Genomic DNA, 23,236 nt, shown 5'->3' with positions numbered 1-23,236 from the left:
GCCCGTCGCGGCCGGAGAAGGCGAGGGCGGGGAAACGTCGGTGGGAGGGCGGAGCGGGATTCGCCCCCTGGCCGCCTCAGCTGGTGCGGGCCCGGCCCCGTTCGTGAGCTTGTTGCCGACCCGGCTCACTGCGGGCAGTACCGACCGGACCGCCGCGTCGCGCATCGCCGTTCTGACCTGCTGGTTCGCCGCGCCCGGGGTTCGCCTGGCCGAGCCGGCCGGCCCGCCGTGGCTGCGGCGGTCGGCCTCCCGGGCAGGCGGTGCAACGCAGGACGGGCGCGGCTACGGACGAGGATCTCGTCGTGACCGCGCGGGACGACCTGGTTCTGAAGGGCCCGGTCGGGGCGTACCTGTTTCGAGGGCGGCTCAGCTGCGGTAGGCGCGATGCAGGAAGTACAGCCCGGCACCCACACCGCCGAGCAGCAGTGCGGTGCTGCCGACGTGGCCCCACCAGTGGTCCAGCAGACCGTCGGCCAGCGTGCCGGAGCGCAGCAGTTCCTCCGTCACGACGGCTGCCGCGAGGACGGCAATCGCAGCGGCGATCCACCCCCGGCGGCCCGTGTTCCTGTCGCTCGTCATAGCTGAGGTCGTCTCCCTGTTTTCGTTTCGACGGTATCGTGCCGCAGCCCGGGCTGGCGGTCCCGGCGGTCCTGGTGCTGTCGGCCTATGTCGAGCAGGCATTCGCCACCGAGTTGCTCGCCGGTGGCGGTGAACGGCTCGGTTACCTGCTCAAGGAGCGGGTCGGCCGGGTGGAGGAGTCCCTCACCGCCCTGCGCCGGGTCGCCGGGGGTGGCACCGCGGTCGACCCGGAGGTGGTGGGGCAACTGCTCGCCCGCAGCCGGCCGGACACCGCCCTGGGCCGGCTCACCCCGCGTGGGCGTGAGGTGCTGTCACTGATGGCCGAGGGACTCGGCAGCGCTGCCATCTCGGAGCGGCTGTTCGTCCCCGGGGGGGCGCGGTGCACGAGAACATTCGCGGCATCTTCGCCAAGGACGATGAGGGTGGCACCGCTGCGGCCATGTGCTCAGGCCCGTCGTCGCCCTGACGTCGACGGGCGGGCCCGTGTTGCGGGCCCGCCCGTCGCGCGTGTTCGGCCGATCCCCGACCGGCCGGCCGTGGCCGCTTACTCCTTGATGCCGATGCCGGCGACCGGAGGGACGCGGAGCAGTCGGGCAACCGGCAGGATCGTGGTGAACAGCGCCAGCAGCGTCGTGCCGCCGATGATGGACACCCATCCCAGCGTCGGCACGTAGGGCACCAGCTGCCCGGTGAGCGTGTGCACGATCGACACCAGGGTGACGGCGGCGATGGCTCCGCCGATGAGCAGCGAGACGCCGAGCAGGCCGGTCTGTTCCGCGTGGACCATCCGCTTGACCTGCTTGCCGGTGACACCGACCAGGCGCAGCAGGGCCAGCTCGCGGCCCCGGGCGAGGGCGGCCATGACCATGGTGTTCGCCGCGGCGAGAGCGGCGTAGCCGACCATGATGCCGATCAGGAGCTTGTTGAGCCAGGCGCTCAGCGCGAGGTCGTCGGCGAGCTGACCGCTGACGTCGGCCGTGTTGGTCACCGAGCTGCCGGGGTACTGGCCGATGACCTCGTCCAACGCGGCGGAGATGTCCTTGCCGGGCTCGGTGCGTACCAGGATCCGCTCGTAGCCGGCGACGGCGGTGTGCCCGTCGACGACGTCCTTGACGACGGTGACAGCGCCGAACGCGAAGCCCCGGTCGTAGATCGCCACGACGCGCAGGTCGGCGGGTGTGCCGTCGCCGAGCCGCACCGTGACCTGGTCGCCCACCCGCCAGCTGCTCGACTCGGCCTGCAGGGTCGACGCTGCCATGGCCGACCCGCGCAGGTCCGCCAGGCTTCCGCTGCGGACCTTGAGGTCCATGGTGAGGTCGAGGCCCTCCGGGTCGATCGCCTGCGCGTCCGCGCCCTCGACGGCTCCGTCCGGGATGATCGAGGTGTTCCGTACGCCGGTGGCCGCGAGCACACCGGGGATGTCGCGGATCTGCGCCAGCATGGTGTCGGGCAGTCCGGTGGCGGAAACCACGGTCTGCTGGGCCAGCACCCCACCATGGTTCTCGGCGACGATCTGCTTGTCCAGGTTGTCCTGGAGGAACCAGATCGAGCCGCCGAAACCGACGGACAGCACCAGTGCGGTCAGCACCGTGACCATGCCCTGGGCGTTGGCGCGGAGGTTCGCCGCGGCGAGGTAGCCGCTGTCGCCCCACACCCGCCGCAGCACCGGGGCGAGCAGCCGGGCGGCGGCCCGGTTGATCCACGGCCCGAGCAGGGCGACCGCGAGGACGAGCAGGCACAGCAGACCCATCGCGGGCCCGAGGGCGGCGGTCCCCTTCGCCGCGCCGGTGAGGGCGATCAGGATGAAGCCGCCGGCCAGGGCGGCGAAGCCGAAGATCAGGCGAAGTACGCCGTTACGGCCGGATTCCACGGCGATCTCACCGAGCGCCTCCGTCGGGCGGATCCGCACCGTCCGACGCGCTGCGAGCAACGCCGCACCGGTCGCCACCGTGACCGTTGCCACCGTCACGGCGATCGCCGCCCAGCCGCCACCGCGAACCGGGAAGGTGTCCGGGATGAACGCCCGGTCCACCAACTCCTGGTGCAGCCAGCGGCTGGCGAGCCAACCGACGGGCACACCGATGACTACCGACAACAGGCTGAGCAGTCCCACCTCGGCGAGGATCAGGCGGGCGACCTGGCCGGGGGTGGCGGCGACGGCGCGCAGCAGGGCGAGGTCACGGCGGCGGTGCCGGACCGCGAGCCCGATGGTGCCCGCCACCACGAACATGACCAGCAGCGCGACGTAGCCGCCGAACACGCTGCCCAGCTGGACCAGCATGAGGGAGGCCGTCTGGTCCGCGGACTGTTCCAGCAGCCCCCGCTCGTCGCCGGCGTAGGCCTTGACGCCGGCTTCGGCGGCCAGCCGGCGCACGTCGGCCACCACGGCCGGGGCGGCACCGGGTTCGGCCAGGACGGCCACCGCGTCGACCTGTCCCAGCCGGGGGTGGATGACCACCGCGTGCGCGTCGGTGAAGAACACCGCGGGTGGCGCGTGCGGGTCGGGCCGGGGGCCCGCGTGGCGGACGAAACCGCTGACCCGGTACGTCCGTGCGCTGCCGTTCACCAGGACCGGCACCTCGTCGCCCGGAGCCACCGAGGCGGCCAGCCGTTCGTCCAGCGCGACCTCGGTGTCGCGGGTGGGTCGGGCACCCTTGGTCAGCTGGTACGGGGTGATGGCGGTGCTGCTCCAGCCGTGGCCGGTGGCGGCACCGTTCGGCAGGATCGCCGGCACCGTCCGGTCGGCGACGACGGTGGCCACCCCCGGCAGTTGCCGGATCTGGTCGACCATCGCGGCCGGGACGGTTCCGCCCTCGGGCAGCGCGACGGTGTTCGTTTCCTTTTCGCCGAGCATGGTGGAGGTGAGGGTGATGTCCCGGTTGGCGACGACGACGTCGGCGGCCGCGTAACGCTGTGGGGCGGCGGTGAAGCGCAGGCCGGACTCCACGAGGACGCCCAGCGACATCAGAATCAGCACTCCGGCGGTCATCGCCAGGAGGGTGGCGGCTGCGCTGCCCTTGCGGTGACGCAGCATCTGTCCGGCCAGTTTCAGCACGGGTCAGCCCTCCTGCGTCAGCTGCGGACGACGCCCGAGCGTCGCGAGGTGCTCGGCGATCCGCTCCGCGCCCGGCTGCGGCATGTCCTGCACGATGCGCCCGTCGGCCAGCACCATCACCCGGTCGGCGTAGGACGCCGCCACCGGGTCGTGCGTGACCATGATGACCGTCTGTCCCGCCTCGTCCACCACCGAGCGCAGCAGGGCCAGCACCTCACCGGCGGTCTGGGTGTCCAGCGCGCCGGTCGGTTCGTCACAGAAGATGACCTCCGGCCGGGTGGCCAGTGCCCGGGCGATCGCGACGCGTTGCTGCTGCCCGCCGGACAGTTCCGAAGGGCGGTGGGACAGCCGCTCGGTGAGCCCGACCCGGTTGACGATCTGCTGTATCCAGAGGGGGTCTGCCCGCTTTCCGGACAGCCGCAACGGCAGCGTGATGTTCTCCTGCACCGTCAACGCTCCGACGAGGTTGAACGCCTGAAAGACGAACCCGATCTCCGACCGTCGCAGCTTGGTCAGTTTTGTCTCCGACAGCTTCGACAGTTCCGTGTCGCCGACCCACACCAGGCCGCTGGTCGGGCGGTCCAGACCCGCTGCGGTCTGCAGCAGCGTGCTCTTGCCCGAGCCGGACGGGCCCATCACCGCGGTGAACGTCCCCCGCTGGAAGGCGGCGTCGACTCCGGCGAGCGCGGTCACCGCGTGCCGATCCCCGCCATAGACCTTGCGCAGTTGCTGGACCCGCACCGCCGCCACTGGCGTCTCTCTGTCAACTGTCGACCCGAATTCGAGTCGTGCACTATTAACCGACATCGCCGGACTCCCATTTTCGTTGATTTCTTCTGCAGAGAAACCATATTTTTGGGAATCGCCTCCAGCAATCCAGGTGGCGGGCCGACCGAGGTAGCGCTGGCTGTACCGTCAGGGCCCGGTGCCGTCGTCAGGCCATCGTCACGGACCTTCCGGGCGCGAGCCGGCCCGGCCGGACATCCGGCCCGCGAGCCGGCCCGGCCGGACATCCGGCCCGTGAGGCGTCCCTCCCCGGCGGCTCCGGACGGTGCCCGTCGCGCGTCCGCCATGGCCCCTGACGGGCAACTGTGCGGCGACGACCTTGATTTATCGATGTGTATGCATCTATCCTTTGGCGGCCCGTCGGCTGCCGGGACAGGCAGTCGAAATATCGTCGAATCGCTTCGACAACCCAGCGTGACTATGGGCTCGAAGACGGGAGACTCTTGTGAAATCGACCCTCAGGAAGGTGCAGTTCGCCGTGCTCTCCGGCGTACTGGCGCTGGCCGGCTCCACCGCCGTGCTGACGAGTTCCGCCTCGGCCGACAGCATGGCCCAGGTGAACGCCACCCAACTCGTCGCCGACATGGGGGCGGGCTGGAATCTGGGCAACGCCCTGGAGGCCAACGCCAACGGCATCCCCAGCGAGACGGCCTGGGGTAACCCGGTCGTGACCCAGGCGTTCATCGACCGGGTCAAGGCGGCGGGCTTCAAGACGATCCGCATCCCGGTGTCCTACCTGGGCAACATCGGGTCCGCCCCGAACTACACGATCAACTCCGCCTGGCTCAACCGGATCAAGGAAATCGTCGACTACGCCTACGGCCGCGGCCTGTACGTGCTGATCAACATGCACGGCGACGGCTTCAAGACCGTCAACGGCTCGTGGCTGATCTGCGACTCGTCCAACCAGACGACGATCCGGGACAAGTACCAGAAGGTCTGGCAGCAGATCGCGACCAGGTTCCAGAGCTACAGCGAGCGACTCATCCTCGAATCCATGAACGAGGAGTTCGACGGGCAGTACGGCAATCCCACCCAGCCGTGCTACTCGAACATCAACGCCTACAACCAGATCTTCGTGGACACGGTCCGCCGCACCGGCGGGAACAACACCTCCCGCTGGCTGCTCGTCCCCGGCTGGAACACCAACATCGACTACACCGTGGGCAACTACGGCTTCGCGCTGCCGACGGACCAGTACCGGTCGTCGTCCGTGCCCGCCAACGAGCAACGGCTCATGATCTCCGTGCACTACTACGACCCCTGGGACTTCGCCGGTGAGGAGAACGGCACCATCACGCAGTGGGGGCCGAACGCCACCACTGCGTCCCGGAAGTCGACCTGGGGTCAGCAGGACTACATGGACGGGCAGCTGAAGAAGGTGCGCGACACCTTCGTCTCACGTGGTTACCCGGTCTTCGTCGGCGAGTACGGCTCGGTCGACAAGACGTCGGCCGACCCGACGAACAACAGGTACCGCGCGGACTACGCGCGCACCCTGGTGGCCGCCGCCAAGAAGTACGGCGCGGCCACCGCCTACTGGGACAACGGCTACAACGGGGCGTACGGCTTCGGGCTGTTCAACCGCGGCAACGCCACGGTCACCCAGCAGGGCATCATCGACGCCATCATGAGCGCCGTCGGCGGCACCACCCCCACCACGCCGCCGCCCACCACCCCACCCCCCACCACGACCCCGCCTCCGCCGACCACCACCCCGCCGCCCACCACGACCCCACCGCCGTCGACCGGGCGGTCCTGTGCGGCGTCGTACACGGTGACCGGTCAGTGGCAGGGCGGCTTCCAGGCCGAGGTGCGGGTGACCGCCGGCAGTTCGGCGATCACCGGTTGGACGGTGACCTGGACGTTCGGGAACGGGCAGCAGGTGACGCAGGCGTGGAGCGCGACGCTGACCACCAGCGGCTCGACCGTCACCGCCCGCAACGTCGGCTACAACGGAGCGCTGGCTGCCGGTGGCAGCACGACCTTCGGTTTCCTCGGATCGTCGGGTGCCGTCAACGGCGTACCAACGTTGTCCTGCGCGGCGAGCTGAGCAGGCCGTGAGCCGACGGGCCGGGCGTCACGGACGCCCGGCCCGTCGGTCCTACGCACACGAGATGCAGTGGCGGGCGGACGGCCGCACGGCGGGTCGTTCCGCACCGATCGGCCGCTGGCGGCGCGCGCAGCTCCCGTAGGTCTGCGCCCCCAGCCTGAGCAGGGCGTCGTCGCCCGTAACCGCAGCAGCGCCTCCCGGATCATCTGCCCAGGTTGGTACCGGACGTGGCGGTCGTACGGCTCCCGGCGGCGGGCGTGCACCGAGGTCTCCGACGCCGGGATCGGCCGGCCGGTTGGGCAGCACCACGCCGACGGTCAGGCCCCCGCCGACACCGGCACACCCGTCGACCTGCGGACCGGCGTAGGGATCTCGGCGCGGTGCAATGGTGGCAAAGTTCCGATTATAGTGGCGGCGGTCTCGTCAATGCGTGGTGCTGGAAGGGTGACGATGGAACGGCCGGAATGGGCACCAGCAGATGTGGATCTCAGCCGGCCGAGCGTGGCCCGAGCCTACGACTACTGGCTCGGCGGCTCGCACAACTTCGAGGTCGACCGGGAGTTCGCCCGCCAGGCACTGGCTGCGGTGCCCGATCTCCGCCTGGTCGCGCGGGCCAACCGCGAGTTCCTGCACCGGGCGGTGCGGTTCATGCTCGACGAGGGGATCCGTCAGTTCCTGGACATCGGGTCCGGTATTCCGACGGTGGGCAACGTGCACGAGATCGCCCAGCAGGTGGACCCGCACTCCCGGGTCGCCTACGTGGACATCGACCCGGTGGCGGTGACGCACAGCACGCACATCCTCGCCGGCCAACCGAACGCGGTCGCCCTGCTCGAAGACCTGCGCCATCCGGAGGCCATCCTGGACCATCCGGAGGTCCGCCGGCTGTTGGATCTGGACCGACCGGTCGGCCTGCTGCTCGTCTCGGTGGTGCACGCGGTCCCCGACCACGACGACCCGTACGGACTGATCAGGCGGCTGTGGACCGCGTTGGCCCCCGGCAGTTGCGTGGCGATCAGCCACGTCACCACCGACAGCCGGCCGGACGAGATGGGCGAGGGCGCCCGGCTCAGCGGCCGGACGAACACCCCGGTCACCGCCCGGACCCGCGCCCAGGTGGAGGACTTCTTCACGGGCCTCGACCTGGTTGAACCCGGCGTGGTGTGGTCCCCGCTGTGGCGTCCCGAGTCGGAGGCCGACGTCGGCGAGCACCCGGAACGGATGAGTTTCTACGTCGGAGTCGGACGCCGCAGGTGAACGACCGGCCCGCCGCCGACGGGGCCGACGACCGGCCCGCCGCCGACGGCCGGGGCGTCGGGGAGTTCGTGACGGCGTGGGCCACGGCCCTGCACCGGGCCCACTACGTGCCGATCAGCGCCGAACAACGGCACCGCATCGTCACCGGGCTCGCGGACCGCGTGGTCACCGCGGTTCTCGCCGGACCGGGCGGGCCCGGCGAAGGCCGTCGGATCGGTGCCGACCTGGTGGCGGCCGGCTTCGGGTCGCCGGAGGCGCTCGGTGGGACGATCGCGGTCCTCACCTCGCGGCTCCTCGGCGACCTCGGCGTCGCCGCCGATCCCACCCGGACGGCCCGGCTGAACGACCTGCTGGCGGAGCTCGCGACGGGCTTCACGTCGGCCGCGCACGACCACAGCCTGCGGGCCCAGGACACGGTCCGGCTTGCCGCGTTGGCCGCCCGCACCCAGGCCGAGGAGGCGTTACGGGTCAGCGAGGTCAGGTTCCGCCGCTTCGCCACGCACGACCAGTTGACCGGACTACCCAACCTGACACTGCTCACCGAGCAGTTGGGACGGCTGTCCACCGCCGAGGCACCGACCGACCGGGTCGGGGTCTGCTGCCTCGACGTCGACGACTTCGCGGCGGTCAACGACGTACTCGGGTACCAGGTGGGTGACCTGCTCCTGCGCGAGATCGCCGCCCGGCTCGGCGCGCTCGCCGACGGGCGGTTCGACCTGGTGGCGCGGCTGGACAGCGACCGGTTCGCGATCCTGGTCCGCGACACCACCTGCGCCGGGGACGTCGTCAAGATCGCTGATCGGGCGCTCGCCGTGCTCGCCGCCCCGTTCCGGGTCAACGGCACCGAGGTGCCGCTGACGGTGAGTGCCGGGGTGGCCGAGGGCACCGTCGCCGACGGCGGCGCCGCGCGCCTGATGCGCGCCGGTGAGATCGCGCTGCACTGGGCCAAGGCGGACGGCAAGGCCACCCTCCGCCTGTTCGACCAGGACCGCAGCAACGCCGACGCCGAGCGTTACCGGCTGTCGGCGGCCATGCCGGCGGCGCTGCGACGGGGCGAGTTCACCGCCGCCTACCAGCCCGTCACCGCGCTACGCTCCGGGCGGCTGGCCGGGGTGGAGGCCCTGGCCCGCTGGCGGCATCCCCAGCTCGGGCTGCTGAGCGCCGCCCGCTTCATCGAGCTGGCCGAACGCACCGGCCTCGTGGTGGCGCTCGGCAGCCAACTGCTGGAGCAGGCGTGCCGGCAGGCCAGCCGTTGGCAGCGGATCCAACCCGGCCTGTACGTGAGCGTGAACGTCTCGGTACGCCAGCTGCACCGCACCGGCCTCGCCGGGGAGGTGGCGCAGATTCTCGACCGGACGGGTCTGCCGCCGCACCTGCTGCACCTGGAAATCACCGAGCAGGCGGTGATCGACCTGACCGGCGTGGTGACGCAGACCCTGGCGGCGTTGATGCAACTCGGCGTCCGGATCGTCATCGACGACTTCGGTGTCGGCTATGCGAATCTGGCCAACCTCCGCTCCCTGCCCCTGTACGGCCTCAAACTCGACGCCAGTCTGACCCGGCCGTCGGCGCAGCCGGCCCGCTGGCCGGGGGCCCGTCGCCCCGGCACGGATGACGACTTCCTCGGCACCGTCGTGTCGCTCGGGCACAGGCTCGGTCTCGTCGTGACCGCCGAGGGCATCGAAACCGCCCAGCAGGCCCACCGGCTGACCGCGGCCGGTTGCGACAACGGGCAGGGTTGGCACTTCGGTCGTCCGGTGCCACCCGACGAGATCACCGCCGGCATCGTCGCGCAGCAGCACCGCGAAGCTGTGCCACCCGGCCCCGAGCTGCCGGTGATCCCGGTCCAGCGGCGCTGACGCCCCCGCCGGCCGCTGCTGCCGGAGGGTCAGGGGCCGGTGTGGACCAGCGCCGCCCACAGTTCCGGGCGGTCCGGGTGCGCCCGTCGTACCCGATCTATGGCCGCGTCCAGCGCGACGGCCGCACCGTCGGCGTCCAGGTGGTCCCCGGCGCTCAGCCCGGCGTAGACGTCGCCGGCGACCTGGGCCGCCACCCGGTCGGAGACCGCCCACTGGCTGCCGATCACATGTCGGAAGCCGGCCATCTGGAGCGCCGCGGTGAGATGGATCGCCTCGTCGGGCAGGTCCCGGCCGCCCGCCGCGGTGCGACACGCCGAGAGGTAGGCGAGGTCGGCCCCACCGGCCGACTGGCTGCGGGCGGCGAGGCGGCCGGCCAGGTCCAGGACGCTGAGCCTGCCGTCGACCAGGCGGAGGGCGGCCGCACTGGGCCGCTTGAAGTCCTGGTCGCCGTGGCAGGCGAAGTGCGCCCAGCTGTGCCGTTCGAGCGCGCTCAGCACACCCTCGACGGTGGCGCTGCGACCGGACAACACCCGCAGGCCGGGCACGTGCGAGCTGACCGCGCGCAGTTCGTCGCTGACCGCCGGCAGCGACGGCTGGCCGGGCAGGGTGCCGAGCCCCACCGCGAACGCCCGCGGCGGCCCGGCCGGCGCCGGGGTGGTGCGGGCGCGCAGCAGCGCGGACAGGCTCGGGGTGTAGGACGACACGCAACGCGCGGCGATCGAGATCCGGCGTCGCGCGGCGAGCGGGGCGCTCGCCCCGAACCGGCCGGCGGCGTGCAGCGGCAACATCGTCAGCGGCCCCGTCGGGCACCACCACACGCGGTGCCGTCGCTCCGGCCCGACGTCGAGCAGGTCGTCGAGGGCCGCACAGACGGACTCCCCGACGGTGTCCCAGAGCCACCGCTGCAACGACACCAGCGTCTGGTGCAACGCGGCCCGCTCGGCCGGCCCGCCGCCCCCCTCCACCGCCCGCTGCACCTCGAGGAACGCCGCGGCACGCCGCTGCGCCGTGTCGTGCGACAGCCACGGCAGCGGCACGGCCCGTACCCCGTCGGCGGTGACGACGATCGCGTCGCTGCGCCACCGCGAGGTGTTGACCAGCACCGCGGCCCCGCCCCTGGTGGCGGGCTGGAGGGCGGCGAACGACGGCGGGTGCAGGAAGTTCTCGAAGCCGGGCTGGCGGCGGGCCTCGGCCGCCAGCCGCTCCCAGCGTTCCGCCAACCGGCGGCGGTGACCGGCGTCCTCGGTCTCGGCACGGTGCGGTCCACCCAGCGCGCTGGTCAGCAGGTCCCGGCCCAGCTCCCAGCCGGGCCGGGACGGTAGCGCGACGATCGGGGACGCCCCGGCGCCGTCCAACTCCCGGCGCGTCCGGTCGAGTTCGTCGGCGAGCGTGGGTGCGACCGCGGCCAGCGCGGACAGGTCGCTGCGCGTCTGCAGGGCCTGTGACCACAGCACCTGACGACCCTGCTCCAGGAGTTCCACCGCACGTTGCGGCTGACCGGCGGCGATGGCCCAGGCCGCCGCATCGCCGGCCAGGCCGGCCACCGAGGTCAGCCGTTTCTCCTGCACGGTACGGTCCAGGCCCCGCCACGCCAGCAGCGGCAGCAGACCCACGGCGGTGCCGTACGCCTCCAGGGCCAGCGCCGCGTCACCGGCCTCGGCGGCGGTCTGCGCCCAGGTGCGGGCGGCGGTCATCCGGATTTCGATCGCACCCGCCCGGGAGGCCGACGACGACCGCCACATGCCGACCGCGGCGTCGAGGTCGGCCGGGTCGTGATCGATCAGGTAGCGGATCCGCAACGCCGTGCCGAGCACGTTGAGGGCCCGTGCCCGGTCCGGATGGCCCGGTGAGAACCCGGCCAGGGCGGCCATACCGGTGTCGACGGCGTCGCTGACCCCGGCCGGGTCGCTGCTCATCCGGGCCCGGACGAGCAGCGAGTGGGCCAGGCTGACCAGGTGGCCGGCCCGTTGGGTGCCGGCGGTCGGTGCGTCGACGGCCTCCCGGGCGCTGCGGATCGCCTCGTCGAGGTGCACCGACGAGTTGTTGCTGAGGCCGTGCAGGACCAGCAGCACCCCGTGGGTGGCCAGCAGTTGCGCGCGGACCGTGCCGATGGCCGGCAGGTCCGCGACGACCTGCCGGCTGACCCGGACCGCCTCGTGCAGGTCGGTTTCGTCCGCATGGTCGGTGCTCACCCAACGCTGCACCAGCGCGATCACCAGCACACCGTTGAGGGCGGCCCGGTCCACGTGCCGCGCGGGCATGGCGGCCAGACCGCTGCGGCAGTGCTCGATCGCCTCGTCGATGTCGCGTGGACCGCCCGTCCGGGTGAAGCGCATGACAAGGCACAGCGCCAGCAGTTGGCGGGCGGTGAGCAGGTGGTCCGGGTCGGTGGACCGGTGGACCTCCCGGCTGAGGCGTACGGCCGCGTCGATGTCCGCCAACTGGCCGAACCGTTCGAAACTGAGCCGGTACACGTTCACGCAGCGGACCAGCACGTCGATCCGGATCGGGTCGTCCGCGCCGACGGCGGCCACCGCGACGTCCGCGTGCCGCTTCGCCGTCGACAGGTCCGCCACCTCACGCCGCTGCTCGAACCGGAAGCCGACGACCAGGGCCAGCTGGGCGTTGACGTACGGCCACCACGGATCACCGGGCGAGGTCAGCGCCGTGGCCTGCTCGGCGGCGACCACCGCCGCGTCGAGGTGCTTCGGGTCCGAGGCCCGGCCCCGCAACATCAGGACGGTGGAGAGCGCGGCGAGCACATCCACCCGGGACGGATCGGACGCGAGCAGGCCCCGCGCCACGTCCTCGGCCCGGACCAGCAGCGACACGTCGCCGCTGTCGTTGTAGGCGACGATGAGCGGATCCATCGAATCGACGGATCCCGCTTCGGATGGCACGGATTCAGTAGATTCGACGGCAGCTCGGGCGTCAATCGACAGGAGTGTCGTGTATGGAGCAACGTCGTCTGCTGGCCGCGTTGTGCGCCGCCGTACCGACCCTGCGCGAACGGGCCGAGGCGGGGATGTGGACCGACCTGCTCGACGACCTGCTCGACGAGTTGGCCGCCGGCCGGCCGGTGGAGGAGGTCTGCCGGCAGCTCGGCTGGACCGTCGGACCGGAGCCCGAGACCGAGCGCGGCATCGGCTCCGGCCCGTTACTTCCCGACTACGCCGGGGGCGCCCGACTGGAGGGTCTCGCGCCGGTGGTGCTCAACGGTGACTACCGCTGTCCACACCACCGCTGTGCACGCCGGGCCCACCGCGACGACCGGGGTCGGGTGCCGCACTGTGCGCTCGCCGGTACGCCGATGACGTACCGGACCGAGCCATGATCGAGGTGCTGCTGGGCGAGGTCGGCCGACGCCTCAACGACCGCTGGCTGACCCGGGCGCTGGGCCCCGGCCTGCTGTGGTGCCTGGTCGCCGCGTTCGCCGTACTGCCGGGGCGCGGTGGGGTCCTCGACGTGCCCGGCGCGGCGCTCGCCGCCGCCGACGCGCTCGACCACCTGAAGGGCCGGGTCAGCCTGGCCGTGGTGGTCGGGTCGCTCGTCGTCGCGGTCGCCGCGGTGGCCGCCGTCGGCGCCCAGGCGGCCGGCCGGGTCGTCCGCCACCTCTGGCTCGGCTCCTGGGCCGGCCCGGCGGGTCGGATCGCGGCGACGCTGACCGCCCGCCGCCGGGCCGCTGCCGCGCGTCGGCTGGACGCGCAACACCGGGTGGTCCCGGCGGTGTACCTACCGGCCCGGCCGACGTGGATCGGTGACCGGATCCGCCTCGCCGACGACCGGGTCGCCGCGCAGTACGGTCTCCGCCTGGGCCTGATCTGGCCACGGCTCTGGCTGCTGCTCACCGCCGACGGCCGGACCGACGTGATGCAGGCCCGTGACCGGTTCGACCGGGCCGTCACCTCGGCCGGCTGGGCGGTGCTCTACCTGGCGCTGACCCCGTGGTGGTGGCCGGCGGCACCGCTCGGCGCGACCCTCGGTGTCGTCTTCTGGTGGCGGGCCCGATCCGCGGTGGGCCTGTTCGCCGACACCGTGGAGGCGACCGTCGACCTGCGGCACCGCAGCCTGGTCGCCGAGTTGGGCTTCCCGGTCGAGGAGGGTCGTCCGCTGCCCCCGTCCACCGCCGCCGCCGTCAACGACCTGCTGCACAAGGGTGCCAGCGGTCACGGGCAGGAGGCCCGGGCCGGGGCGGCGAGCGAGCCCACGCGGTATCCGGCACCGTCCTTGACCAGTGACAGCCGGGAGCGCCAGCAACCGGATGACGAGCCTTCACCACTCGGCACGAACACCACGTTGACCTGAGGGCTGCCGCTGGCCGCGGTGCGGATCCCGATGATGGTCGCGCCACGGAACGGGCCCCGGTCCGCCAACGTGGCGGCCCGCGCGGTCTGGGTGCTGCTGCGGTCGGCCAGGCGTGGTGAGTCGATGTTGATCCCGCAGAGGAAGCTGCCGACGGCGGCGACCGCCGCCTTCGTCCGGGCGGACGTCCGGTTGAGGCCGCGCCCCACCGTGACGTCGCTGAACAGGCAGGGCCTGGCCAGGGGAAGGAGCTTTTCGAGGTCGAACCGGGTCGGTAGCGGCAGGACGGGCGCTGCGGGCACCCCTGCCGGGTAGCGGGTGGGCAGGACCCGGGGGTAGGAGGGCACGGTGGTGGCGTCCCACCGCACTCCCGTGGGCAGACTCGACCGGGCCCGGGGGGTCGTGCTCGTCGTGTCGCTGTTGGCGCTGATCAGGCCGGCCATCACCGCGATCGCGGCGATCGCCGCGACGAGCAGACCCCAACCCCGGCCGGCCGGCTGGGGGTTGACCACCCCGGGCCGGGGGACGTTGCGGCGTACGGGGTCCCGGCGGGGGGCGTTCGGGCGCGTCGACCCCTGACCGGGCGGCTCCGGGCCCGTCGGGGGAGCAGCCGGTGCCGTCGGCGGTGTGCGTCGGATGCCCCGCTCCAGGGCGTCCAGCCAGTGCTCCGGGGCCGGCCGGCGGTCCGGGATCGGGTCGAGACTCCGGCCGGCGAGGGTGACCAGTTGCCGGTCGAGCCGCCGCTGCGCCGCAGCCGGATCGCGGGTCTGCTGGTCACCGGCGAACAGGCGGACCGCGAGCAGTCCGAACTTGAACGCGTCGGTGGCCGGGGTGGCCAGTTCCTCGGCGTCCGCGTCCGGCACGTGCCACTCGGGGGTTTCGGCCTGCGCCAGCACCGAGTCGCCATCGAGGCGCATCGCGTCACAGTCGATGAAGTAGCACCGGGGCCGGGCGTCGAGGCTGAACAGCAGGTTGTTCGGCGACAGGTCACCGACGCAGACCCCGAGGCGGTGCAGCAGGGTCAGCGCCTCGGCGGTGTCCCGCAGCAGTTCGAGGCGCATCCGGTCGTCGACGTGCAGGCCACGGCCGCGCAGGTAGTCGTCGTTGTTGAGCAGGTACTGCACCTGTGCCAGCACGGTGTCCGGCCCGCGTGGCAGTTGGATGCGGACCCGGAACCGGTCGGGCACCCGGGGCATCAGGAACCCCCGCACCACGCCCTCCTTACGGACGACGGCGGTGGGCCAGGCGGCGAGACCGAGCAGCGCGTCCGCGTCCGGTCCGGCGTCGGCGGCGAGTCGGACGAAACGGTTCAGCGTGGTCACGTCGACGTCGTCCACGAGCCGGGTCGCGTACTCCTTGTAGACCCACCGGGGGTCCTCGGTGAGGGCGTAGACCGTGCCCTGACCGCCGACCCCGATGCGGTTACGCGGGCCGAGGGCGGACAGGCTCACCTCGGGCGGCAGTGGGCTGGTCATGGCAGTTCGGGCGGGACCGGCCAGACGGCCAGCACGGTACGGTCGTCGTCCCAGGCCCCGCCGGCGAAGTCGAGCATCCAGGCGAGCCGGGTCATCGCGGGCGGCGTGGTCAGCCCGTCGCCGAACAGTCGCCCGAGATCCCCGGTGCCGTGACCGAGCGGCTCGGCGAAACCGTCGGTGGCCAGCACCAGCACGTCGCCCGCGACGAGGGTCACCGCCACCGGGTCGACCTCGGTGGGCACCCGGGGCAGGGCGGCGACGCCGTCCGGGAGCAACTCGTCCTGCGGGTCGGCCGGGTCGGTGAGCAGTGGCTCCCAGGTGCCGTCGCGCAACCGCCAGGCGGCCGAGTCACCGACCCGGACCAGGTGGGCGACGGCCCGACCGGGCCCGTCCGGCCGGACGAGGGCGACGACCACGGTGCTGGCCAGCAGCGCCTCGGCCCGCTGCGGATCGGGCTCACCCAGCTGCCGCCCGGCGTACTCCACCAGGGCCCAGCCCGCGCAGCGCAGCAGGTCGTGCCAGTCGACGGTGTCGTCGGCGCGCAGCAGGTAGTCGACGACCGTCCGGCACACCATGGTGGCGCCCAGGTGGGACAGCGGGGCGTTGGAGACCCCGTCGGCCACCACCGCGATCACCGAACCGTCCGCCGTGGCCAGCGCGAAATCGTCCTGCCGGGGTACGTCGGACGCCCGGTGGCCGGGCCCGCGCACCGAGGCCGCCCGCACCGCGAAGCCGTCCGTCGCCCACCCGTCGAGCACGGTGTCCGGCCGGTACGGCTGCGTCTGCGGCGCGCGGGCCGGCAGCTCCGGGCCCGTCGCCCCGATCAGCGGAGGAGCCCAGTCGAAGCTCACACCACGTCCACGGCCATCCGGAAGCTGTCCGGCCGCTCCACGACCAGCTCCGCCGTGTCGCCACCGACGGCCTGCCCCGACCTGATGACGCTGCGGGTCAGGGCGGTGCAGAACTCGGCGATCGCGAACCCCACCTCGACCCCGGGGGTGGCCACGAACGCGAACTCCGGCCGGGTCGCCACGTGCAGGATCGTCTCGGCCCGTGCCTCGCCGATGCCACACGCGATGATGTTCGGCGCGGTCGGGGTGCGCTCCCGGTCGGTCAGCTCGGCATAGACCGGCTCCCACTCGCCCGGGTCGGTCGGTTGGCCGTCGCTGAGGAAGAACACCGCCGGCCGGTGCACCGCGAAGCCCTCCCGTTTGAGGGCCCGCACGTCGGCCGGGATCCGGTCGACCAGAAGGCTGAACGCGACGCCGTAGGCCGTCCCGGCCCGTACGGACAGCTGCGGCAGCGCCGACTCGTTGCGCAGGTCGGACAGTGCGGAGTGGACGATCACGTCCTCGGAGAACCCGATGATCGAGAAGCGGACCTTGGCCGCTGCGAGCGGCTCACGTAGCAGGGCGTCGTGGAGTGACTGGAGGCCGGCGTTCAGCTCGTCCACGACCGGAGTCATGGAGACGGACTCGTCCGCCACCAGATAGACCGGCAGGACCCGCCCCGTGGTCTCGGCCATGCACACCCCCTCGACGGTCGCTAGTGGACCGCTTCAACGTAACACCGCCTGTCTATGCGAGTGTCGCGCTCCGCAACGGCCCTGACCGCCCCGCCCCGACCGCCCCCGTTCCGGCCGGCCTGCTCAGGCCGGGCGATCCGCCCGGTCGGGGCGGGGAGGGGTTCAGGCGGGCCGTCCGGCTTTCAGTGCGGCTGCGGTGTCGACCACGCGCCGGGCCTGGTAGCGGGCTGCCTGGAGGGTGACGTCACCGGGCGGGCCGCTGCCGGCCACGTGCGAGGTGCCGTAGGGGTTGCCCGACTGGAACTGGATCGGGTCGGTGTAGCCGGGAGGCACGATGATCCCGCCCCAGTGGTAGAAGACGTTCGACAGCGACAGCAGGGTCGACTCCTGCCCGCCGTGCGAGGTGTTCGACGCGGTGAAGGCCGAGTAGACCTTGCCGGCGAGCCGGCCCTGGAACCACAGCGGGCCGAGGGTGTCGATGAACGCCTTGAGCTGGCTCGACACGTTGCCGAAGCGGGTGGGGGTGCCGAGCAGGGCCGCGTCTGCCCAGTCCAGGTCGTCGCCGCTGGCCACTTCGACGTCGGCGGTGTCCTGGACGTGCTGGGCCCACTCCGCCCTGGCATCGACCGCCTCGGCCGGGGCCGACTCGGCCACCTTGCGCAGGCGTACGTTCGCGCCGGCCTGCCGCGCCCCCTCGGCCGCGGCCTGGGCCAGGGTGTGCACGGTGCCGGTGGCGCTGTAGTAGATGATCGCCAGGTTCACTGGTCCCATGATCGTTTTTCCCCCGTCGCTGGGATAGTGTTCGGTGCACTGATACGACGACACAGCCCTGCCGAATGTCAGGCGGCGTGCCGGGGTCGCCACCGCTGGCGCACGTCGGTCGAGCCGGTGGGCGGGGAGCGGGCGAGGGGGCCGGCGGCAGCATGACCAACCCCACCGGTCCGGGGTCCGACCGGCCCGGCCCGGCCCCGAGCGGGCTCGTCGGCGAACGGCGTCAGCTCGTCAATCTCGCGTACCGGCTGCTCGGGTCCCTGGCCGACACCGAGGACGTCGTGCAGGAGACGTACGCCCGCTGGTATGCCCTGACCCCCGGCCAGCGGGACGCCATCGCGGCCCCGGACGCCTGGCTGGCCAGGGTCGCCGGTCGGATCTGCCTCGACCTGCTCGGCTCGGCCCGCGCCCGCCGGGAGCGCTACGTGGGCCAGTGGCTGCCGGAGCCGCTGCCCGCACGTGCGGAGTGGACCAGCGACCCCACCGGTGGTGACCCGGTCGACCAGATCGCCCTCGACGAGTCGGTCGGGATGGCCTTCCTGGTGGTGCTGGAGTCGATGACCCCGGCCGAGCGCGTCGCGTTCGTCCTGCACGACGTCTTCCGCTACTCCTTCGCCGAGGTGGCCGAGGTCGTCGGCCGTACCCCGGCGGCGTGCCGCCAGCTGGCCTCGTCCGGTCGCCGCCGCGTGCGCGGGGCACCGGCACCCGGCGTGCCCACCGCCCGCCAGGCCGGCATCGTCCGGGAGTTCAGGAAGGCGTGGCAGGCCGCCGACATCGACGCGCTCGTCGGTCTGCTGACGCCCGACGCCACCGCGACCGGCGACGGTGGCGGGCGGGTCAGCGCGGTACTCCACCCGACCGAGGGTGCCGGGCAGGTCGCGCGTTTCTTCGCCGATCGGGGCGGTGCGGCCTCCGGCGTCCGGCTCCTGGAGTGCACGGTCAACGGGCGGCCAGGTCTGGTGGCGCAGGTGGCGGGTGTCGTCGGGGCGGTGCTGGCGTTCGACGTCGTGGGTGACCGGATCAGGCGCATCTGGACGGTCCTCAATCCCGACAAGCTCCGCGCCTGGACGGTCGGTTGAGCTGCGGGCCGTTCCCGGACGCAGGCGTCCGGGAGCGTCGCGGGCGGGCCACCCCGGGCCCGCCCGCGACCGGTACGGCGGTTACCTGGTGCAGGTGACGCCGTTGAGGGTGAACGTCGGCGGCGCGGCGGCGTTGCCGGTGTGGTTGGCCTGGAAGCCGATGCTGACCGAGGCGCCGGGGGCGATGGTCGGGTTGTAGCTGACGTTGCGGGCGGTGACCTGGCCGGAGGCGGGCGTGTAGGTGGCGTTCCACCCGGAGGTGATGCTCTGCCCGCCGGGCAGGGTGAAGATCAGCGACCAGCCGTTGACCGGGGTGCTGCCGGTGTTGGTGACGGTGAGGTCCTCGGTCAGGCCGGTGCTCCACGCGTTGACCGTCGCGGTGACCGCGCAGCCCCCGCCGCCCGGCGGTGGGGTGGTCGGTGCGGGTGTGGTCGGGCCGGGTGTGGTTGGCGCGGGGGTGGTGGGCGCGGGCGTGGTCGACGTGAACTGGGTGAAGAACCGCCAGGTCTCGGCCGGCAGCCAGGTGCGGGTGCCGCTGTCACCGGGTGCGCCGTCCTGCGGGGCGGCGATGTGCCCCTCGTCGAAGGCCGCCCACACCACCGGGTACCCGGCGCGGCAGCCCGAGTAGGTGGTGCTGCGGTGGGTCAGGCTGCCCTGGCTCGGCTCGGGCGGGCTCTGCGCGGTGCAGCCGTTGTTGCGGACGAACCGGTCGCGCAGCGTACGCCCGCCGGCGATGGAGAGCACGCCGTCGCGAATGCCGTGCGCGCCGAAGTAGGCGATTGGTTGGGTGCCGCCGCTGCATCCGCTGAGCTGCCCGCCGGAGTAGACCGCCACCGCCCGGAAGACGGTGGGCCGGGCGCAGGCGACCGCGTAACTCATCGCGCCGCCGTAGCTGAAGCCGAGGGCGAACCGCTGGGTGGTGTCCACGCACAGCCCGGCCTCGACCCGGCTGAGGATGTTGTCGACGAAGGTGATGTCCTCCCCACCGGCGTTGCCCCAGCCGTTGTTCAGGCCCTGGGGCGCGACGAAGATGGTGCTGTTGTTCGCCAGTCGTTGCAGGCCGTAGTAGGACCACACGTCGCGCTGCACGGTCTGACCGGTGGCGACGTCGGTGGCGGTGCCGCCGACCCAGTGGAAGCCGAGCACCAGCCGGTACTGCCGGTTGGCGTCGTAGCCGTCGGGCACCCGCAGGATGAAGCTGCGGTTCTTGCCGTTGCTGGTGATGGTGTGGGTGCCGCTGGCCAGGGTCGGGGCCTTCCCGCAGCCGGCCGTCGCGGCGGTCGTCCCGACGTCCGCGGCGCGGGCGGAGGTGCCCAGGCCGCCGCTGACCATCGCGGTGCCCAGGCCCAGGGCCAGCAGCATCGTCGCGGCTACCGACCCGAGTCTCGATCTGCGTCCTGTCATCAGGTGTCTCCTCGTGCGTGGGGGTGGAGGTGGTCGCCGCGGGCCACGGTGGGACGGGCGGCCGGGCGGCGGGGCGGCGGGGCGTCAGCGGAACTGCCACCAGTTGACGTTGAAGAGGTTGCCGCTGCCCCCGGCGAACCGCAGGTACACGTCCTGGGTGCCGGTGACGCCGCTGACCGGGCAGGTGACCGTGGTCCAGGTCTGCCAGCCGCCGGTCACCGGGACGGTGCAGGTGCCCACGGTGGTGCCGGTGACGCCGCCGAGCCGTACCTCGATGCGGCCACCGGTGGTCGCCGACGCGACCCGGGCGGTGAACGAACTGGCGCCGGCACCGAAGGCGACCCCCTTGACCTTGATGTGGTCGCCGTTGTTGAGCCAGCCGACGTTCATCCCGCCCTCGCTGGACGGCTCGGTCTCCACCCCGACCGACCAGGCGATCGTCTCCGCCTCCTGGCGGACGTACGGGTTGAGCGTGCCGACCTGCGGTGCGCCGGAGGCGGTCATGGTGATGGTGGGGATGGTGCCGTCGGCGCGGTAGGCGAACTTCTCCACCGCGACCGAGCGGGTGAAACCGCCGCCGCCGGGCAACGCGCCGTTGTGGTAGAAGAAGTACGAGCCGCCGTTGAAGTCGATGACGGCGGCGTGGTTGGTGAAGCTGGCCCCCTGCCTGGGCATGATCGTCCCCCGGTAGGTCCACGGCCCGGTCGGGCCCGGCGCGGTGGAGTACGCGATGAACTCCGAGCAGCATTCGGCCGCGAACACGTTGTAGTAGAGGCCGTTGCGCTTGTAGACCCAGGGCGCCTCCTCGTACAACGTGGGGCGGCTCGGGTTGCCGCTGCGGGTGCCGAAGCCGGCGGTGGTCAGCGGAATCTGGGTCGGGCCGCCGGAGAACGAGACCATGTCGGTGTTGAGCCGCACGTACCACAGGTTGGGGTTGCCCCAGTACAGGTACGCCTGCCCGGTGTCGTCGACGAAGGCGTGCGGGTCGATCTCGCCGTTCTCCACCAGTGGCCGGCCGATGGCGTCGCGGAACGGGCCGGTGGGGCTGTCGGCGACCGCGACGCCGATCGCCATCCGTCCGGTCGCCCGGTTCTTGACCGGGACGTACCAGTAGAAACGGCCGTTGCGGTAGACGGTCTGGCCGGCCCACGCGTCGGCGCTGGCCCAGCTGAACGTGGCCAGGCTCATCGGGGAGCCGTGGTCGGTCCAGTTGACCATGTCGGCCGAGGAGTAGACGCGCCAGTCCTTCATCGTGAAGTACGTCGAGCCGTCCTCGTCGTGGCCGGTGTAGAGGTAGACCCGGCCGTTGTGCACCAGCGCCGCCGGGTCGGCCGTGTAGACGGTCTGCACGATGGGGTTGTCCGCGTGGCCGGCGACCGGGGTCAGCACGACCACGCAGAGCAGGCTCGCGAGCAGCGCCGCACCGCGGCGCAGCAGGGTCCTGGTCATGGTGTCCTCCTCGGTCAGGGCGTGATGCGGAAGGTGGCGTCCTGCCGGTCGTTCAGGGCCGAACCGGCGCTGAGCGGGTCGATCCGCAGCAGGTTCCCGGCGTGCCGCAGGTAGCGGTCGGGGAAGTTGGCGGAGCGGAACGACGTCCATGCCGCGTCAGCCAGGCCGGCGGTGCGGTGGAAGGTGGCGTCGGCCCGGAACGTCGCCGACCCGTCGTTCGGGTCGAGCCGGATGGCGTAGTTGCTGTGCCGCAGGAAGCTGCCCGGCCGGTTCACCGACTCGAACGAGACCCCGGCGGCGTCGGACAGGCCGGCCACCATCCGCCACAACTGATCCTGGTACGGGTCGAACGGGAACGGGTCGATCCGGCCGACGCCGTTGCTGTGCCGTACGACGTAGTCCGGCAGGTTGGACGACTTGAGCCGGACCCAGTTCGGGGTCCCCCAGCGGGACACCATCGCGTTGTACTCGGCGTCGCTGATCCCGACGATCGAGCCGTGCTTGGCGTTCAACGGCGGGGTGTAGTCCCGTTGGTTGAGCGCCGTCCACGAGTTGCCGCCGATGTTCGAGGTGGACCAGATGTAGTAGTCGGCGTTGACCGGGCTGAACGAGTCGCCCCACAGCCGCCAGCCGCTGCCGTCGTTGTTCTTGACCAGGAGCGGAGCCTCGATCGCGTTGCCCATCCGTAGCCCGCTGGTGTAGGTGGTGAAGCTGTTCGGCGCCCCGGTCGAGGAGCGCGCGCCGTGCAGCAGACCGGTGGAGAGGTTCTTGTAGTAGAGGTAGGTGGTGCCGCCGTCGACGACGACATCGCCGTCGAGCACGCCGAACCCGGGGCTGAAGAACACCTGCTGGGGGCCGATGTTGACGAAGTCGCTGGTGTAGTTGACCATCAGCACGTCGCCGCCGCTGTTGCAGGAGTAGACGATGGCGTACTGGCCGCGGGCGGCGTCCCAGAACGCGGTCGGCGCCCAGGTGTGCGAGTTGGGCAGGGTGTGCATCCTGATCCGGCGGTAGCCGGTGAAGTTCGTCAGGTTGGTCGAGTCCCACACGTGCAGGTACTGGCTGTTCAGGCCGAAGTTGGTGCCCTTGAGATCGGTGGCCAGCACCACGAAGGTGCCGTCCTGCTTGCGGAACACGAACGGGTCGCGCAGGCCGAGCTGCCCCTGGGTGGGGGTGACGACGGGGTTGTTCTGGTTCAGCGGCGTCCAGTTGAGACCGTCGCGGCTCACCGCCAGGTGCAGGCCGTAGTCCGCGCCCTGGAAGCTCGGCGTCTCGGTGAAGTAGGTCATCGCGTACGCGGTGTTCGCCGCCCACGCGACGCCGGGCAGCCCGGCCACCGATGCTGCGGTGAGCGCCCCGGATGCGGCCACGGCCTTGATGAGTGCTCGTCGGCTGATCGCCACGGATCGGACCCCTTCTGTCGTGGTGCCTGGTGGTGTGCGGATGGTGGGCGGATCGTCGCGGCGCAGGGTGAGGCTGGCCGCCACCTGCGGCCCGGACGGGTGGGAGGGCACGCTGACGCCGACGGTCGGTGGTGTCCGCCGTCGTCGGTTCCTGGTGGTGTTCGACGTCCCGTCGACCGTCGTTCTGTTAGCGTTAACAGGTGCTGCCCGGGCACCCTCAGCTGCGGTTGAGCGACGCC

16 protein-coding genes are annotated in these 23,236 nt (G+C 72.2%); 5 read left to right on the top strand and 11 right to left on the bottom strand.

All coding sequences use genetic code 11. The features are described 5' to 3' along the window. Window positions 1-366: 366 nt before the first annotated feature. From JQN83_RS00295 to JQN83_RS00285, 3 genes are all read right to left on the bottom strand, one after another. Window positions 367-507 (bottom strand): hypothetical protein, encoded by a 141-nt coding sequence (locus tag JQN83_RS00295; protein WP_208564995.1) that lies wholly within the window; start codon window positions 505-507, stop codon window positions 367-369. A 616-nt stretch (window positions 508-1,123) separates the two neighbouring features. Continuing rightward, entirely contained in the window at window positions 1,124-3,634 is a 2,511-nt protein-coding gene (locus tag JQN83_RS00290; RefSeq protein ID WP_208564994.1) for an ABC transporter permease, read from the bottom strand. A 3-nt stretch (window positions 3,635-3,637) separates the two neighbouring features. Further along, window positions 3,638-4,384, bottom strand: coding sequence for an ABC transporter ATP-binding protein (locus JQN83_RS00285; protein WP_307798937.1), 747 nt, complete (start codon window positions 4,382-4,384; stop codon window positions 3,638-3,640). Window positions 4,385-4,865: 481 nt separating this feature from the next. Here JQN83_RS00285 and JQN83_RS00280 point away from each other — a divergent pair, with 481 nt between their 5' ends. From JQN83_RS00280 to JQN83_RS00270, 3 genes are all read left to right on the top strand, one after another. Beyond that, a complete protein-coding gene (locus JQN83_RS00280) occupies window positions 4,866-6,473 on the top strand; it encodes a cellulase family glycosylhydrolase (protein ID WP_307798936.1) in 1,608 nt (535 codons plus the stop codon). Between the two features lie 450 nt (window positions 6,474-6,923). Continuing rightward, entirely contained in the window at window positions 6,924-7,730 is an 807-nt protein-coding gene (locus tag JQN83_RS00275; RefSeq protein ID WP_208564992.1) for an SAM-dependent methyltransferase, read from the top strand. Then, complete coding sequence (locus JQN83_RS00270) at window positions 7,727-9,589, top strand: putative bifunctional diguanylate cyclase/phosphodiesterase (RefSeq protein WP_307798934.1); 1,863 nt, start codon at window positions 7,727-7,729, stop codon at window positions 9,587-9,589. Before JQN83_RS00275 ends, JQN83_RS00270 begins: the two co-directional genes overlap by 4 nt. A 29-nt stretch (window positions 9,590-9,618) precedes the next feature. On the opposite strand, the gene JQN83_RS00265 is transcribed toward JQN83_RS00270, so the two are convergent. Then, the gene (locus JQN83_RS00265; protein WP_208564991.1) at window positions 9,619-12,459 is read right to left on the bottom strand and encodes a CHAT domain-containing protein; all 2,841 of its coding nucleotides are present in this window, start codon (window positions 12,457-12,459) and stop codon (window positions 9,619-9,621) included. Between the two features lie 83 nt (window positions 12,460-12,542). On the opposite strand from JQN83_RS00265, the gene JQN83_RS00260 reads away from it, so the two are divergent. Beyond that, the gene (locus tag JQN83_RS00260; protein WP_208564990.1) at window positions 12,543-12,923 is read left to right on the top strand and encodes a hypothetical protein; all 381 of its coding nucleotides are present in this window, start codon (window positions 12,543-12,545) and stop codon (window positions 12,921-12,923) included. 832 nt (window positions 12,924-13,755) lie between these two features. On the opposite strand, the gene JQN83_RS33625 is transcribed toward JQN83_RS00260, so the two are convergent. The 4 genes from JQN83_RS33625 to wrbA all read right to left on the bottom strand — a co-directional run bounded on the left by JQN83_RS33625 (window position 13,756) and on the right by wrbA (window position 17,662). Beyond that, complete coding sequence (locus JQN83_RS33625; RefSeq protein WP_208564989.1) at window positions 13,756-15,366, bottom strand: hypothetical protein; 1,611 nt, start codon at window positions 15,364-15,366, stop codon at window positions 13,756-13,758. Continuing rightward, the gene (locus JQN83_RS00250; protein ID WP_208564988.1) at window positions 15,363-16,217 is read right to left on the bottom strand and encodes a protein phosphatase 2C domain-containing protein; all 855 of its coding nucleotides are present in this window, start codon (window positions 16,215-16,217) and stop codon (window positions 15,363-15,365) included. Before JQN83_RS00250 ends, JQN83_RS33625 begins: the two co-directional genes overlap by 4 nt. Next, window positions 16,214-16,891 carry a vWA domain-containing protein gene (locus JQN83_RS00245; protein ID WP_208564987.1) on the bottom strand — a complete coding sequence of 226 codons (678 nt, stop codon included), beginning with the start codon at window positions 16,889-16,891 and terminating at the stop codon, window positions 16,214-16,216. Before JQN83_RS00245 ends, JQN83_RS00250 begins: the two co-directional genes overlap by 4 nt. Before the next feature lie 162 nt (window positions 16,892-17,053). Beyond that, on the bottom strand, window positions 17,054-17,662 hold the full coding sequence (gene wrbA, locus JQN83_RS00240; protein ID WP_208564986.1) for an NAD(P)H:quinone oxidoreductase: 609 nt from the start codon (window positions 17,660-17,662) through the stop codon (window positions 17,054-17,056). A 152-nt stretch (window positions 17,663-17,814) separates the two neighbouring features. Here wrbA and sigJ point away from each other — a divergent pair, with 152 nt between their 5' ends. After that, complete coding sequence (sigJ, locus tag JQN83_RS00235; protein ID WP_208564985.1) at window positions 17,815-18,741, top strand: RNA polymerase sigma factor SigJ; 927 nt, start codon at window positions 17,815-17,817, stop codon at window positions 18,739-18,741. Window positions 18,742-18,822: 81 nt separating this feature from the next. On the opposite strand, the gene JQN83_RS00230 is transcribed toward sigJ, so the two are convergent. From JQN83_RS00230 to JQN83_RS00220, 3 genes are all read right to left on the bottom strand, one after another. Next, window positions 18,823-20,145 carry a CE1 family esterase gene (locus tag JQN83_RS00230; RefSeq protein ID WP_208564984.1) on the bottom strand — a complete coding sequence of 441 codons (1,323 nt, stop codon included), beginning with the start codon at window positions 20,143-20,145 and terminating at the stop codon, window positions 18,823-18,825. A gap of 84 nt (window positions 20,146-20,229) precedes the next feature. Then, window positions 20,230-21,594 (bottom strand): glycoside hydrolase family 43 protein, encoded by a 1,365-nt coding sequence (locus JQN83_RS00225; protein ID WP_208564983.1) that lies wholly within the window; start codon window positions 21,592-21,594, stop codon window positions 20,230-20,232. A gap of 14 nt (window positions 21,595-21,608) precedes the next feature. After that, window positions 21,609-23,108 carry a glycoside hydrolase family 43 protein gene (locus JQN83_RS00220; RefSeq protein ID WP_307798933.1) on the bottom strand — a complete coding sequence of 500 codons (1,500 nt, stop codon included), beginning with the start codon at window positions 23,106-23,108 and terminating at the stop codon, window positions 21,609-21,611. Window positions 23,109-23,236 lie beyond the last annotated feature (128 nt).

It is taken from the genome of Micromonospora antibiotica (genome assembly GCF_017599305.1).
Taxonomy (GTDB): Bacteria; Actinomycetota; Actinomycetes; order Mycobacteriales; family Micromonosporaceae; genus Micromonospora; species Micromonospora antibiotica.
Note: the sequence above shows the minus strand (reverse complement) of the source record. Positions and strands in the feature narration are given on the sequence as shown.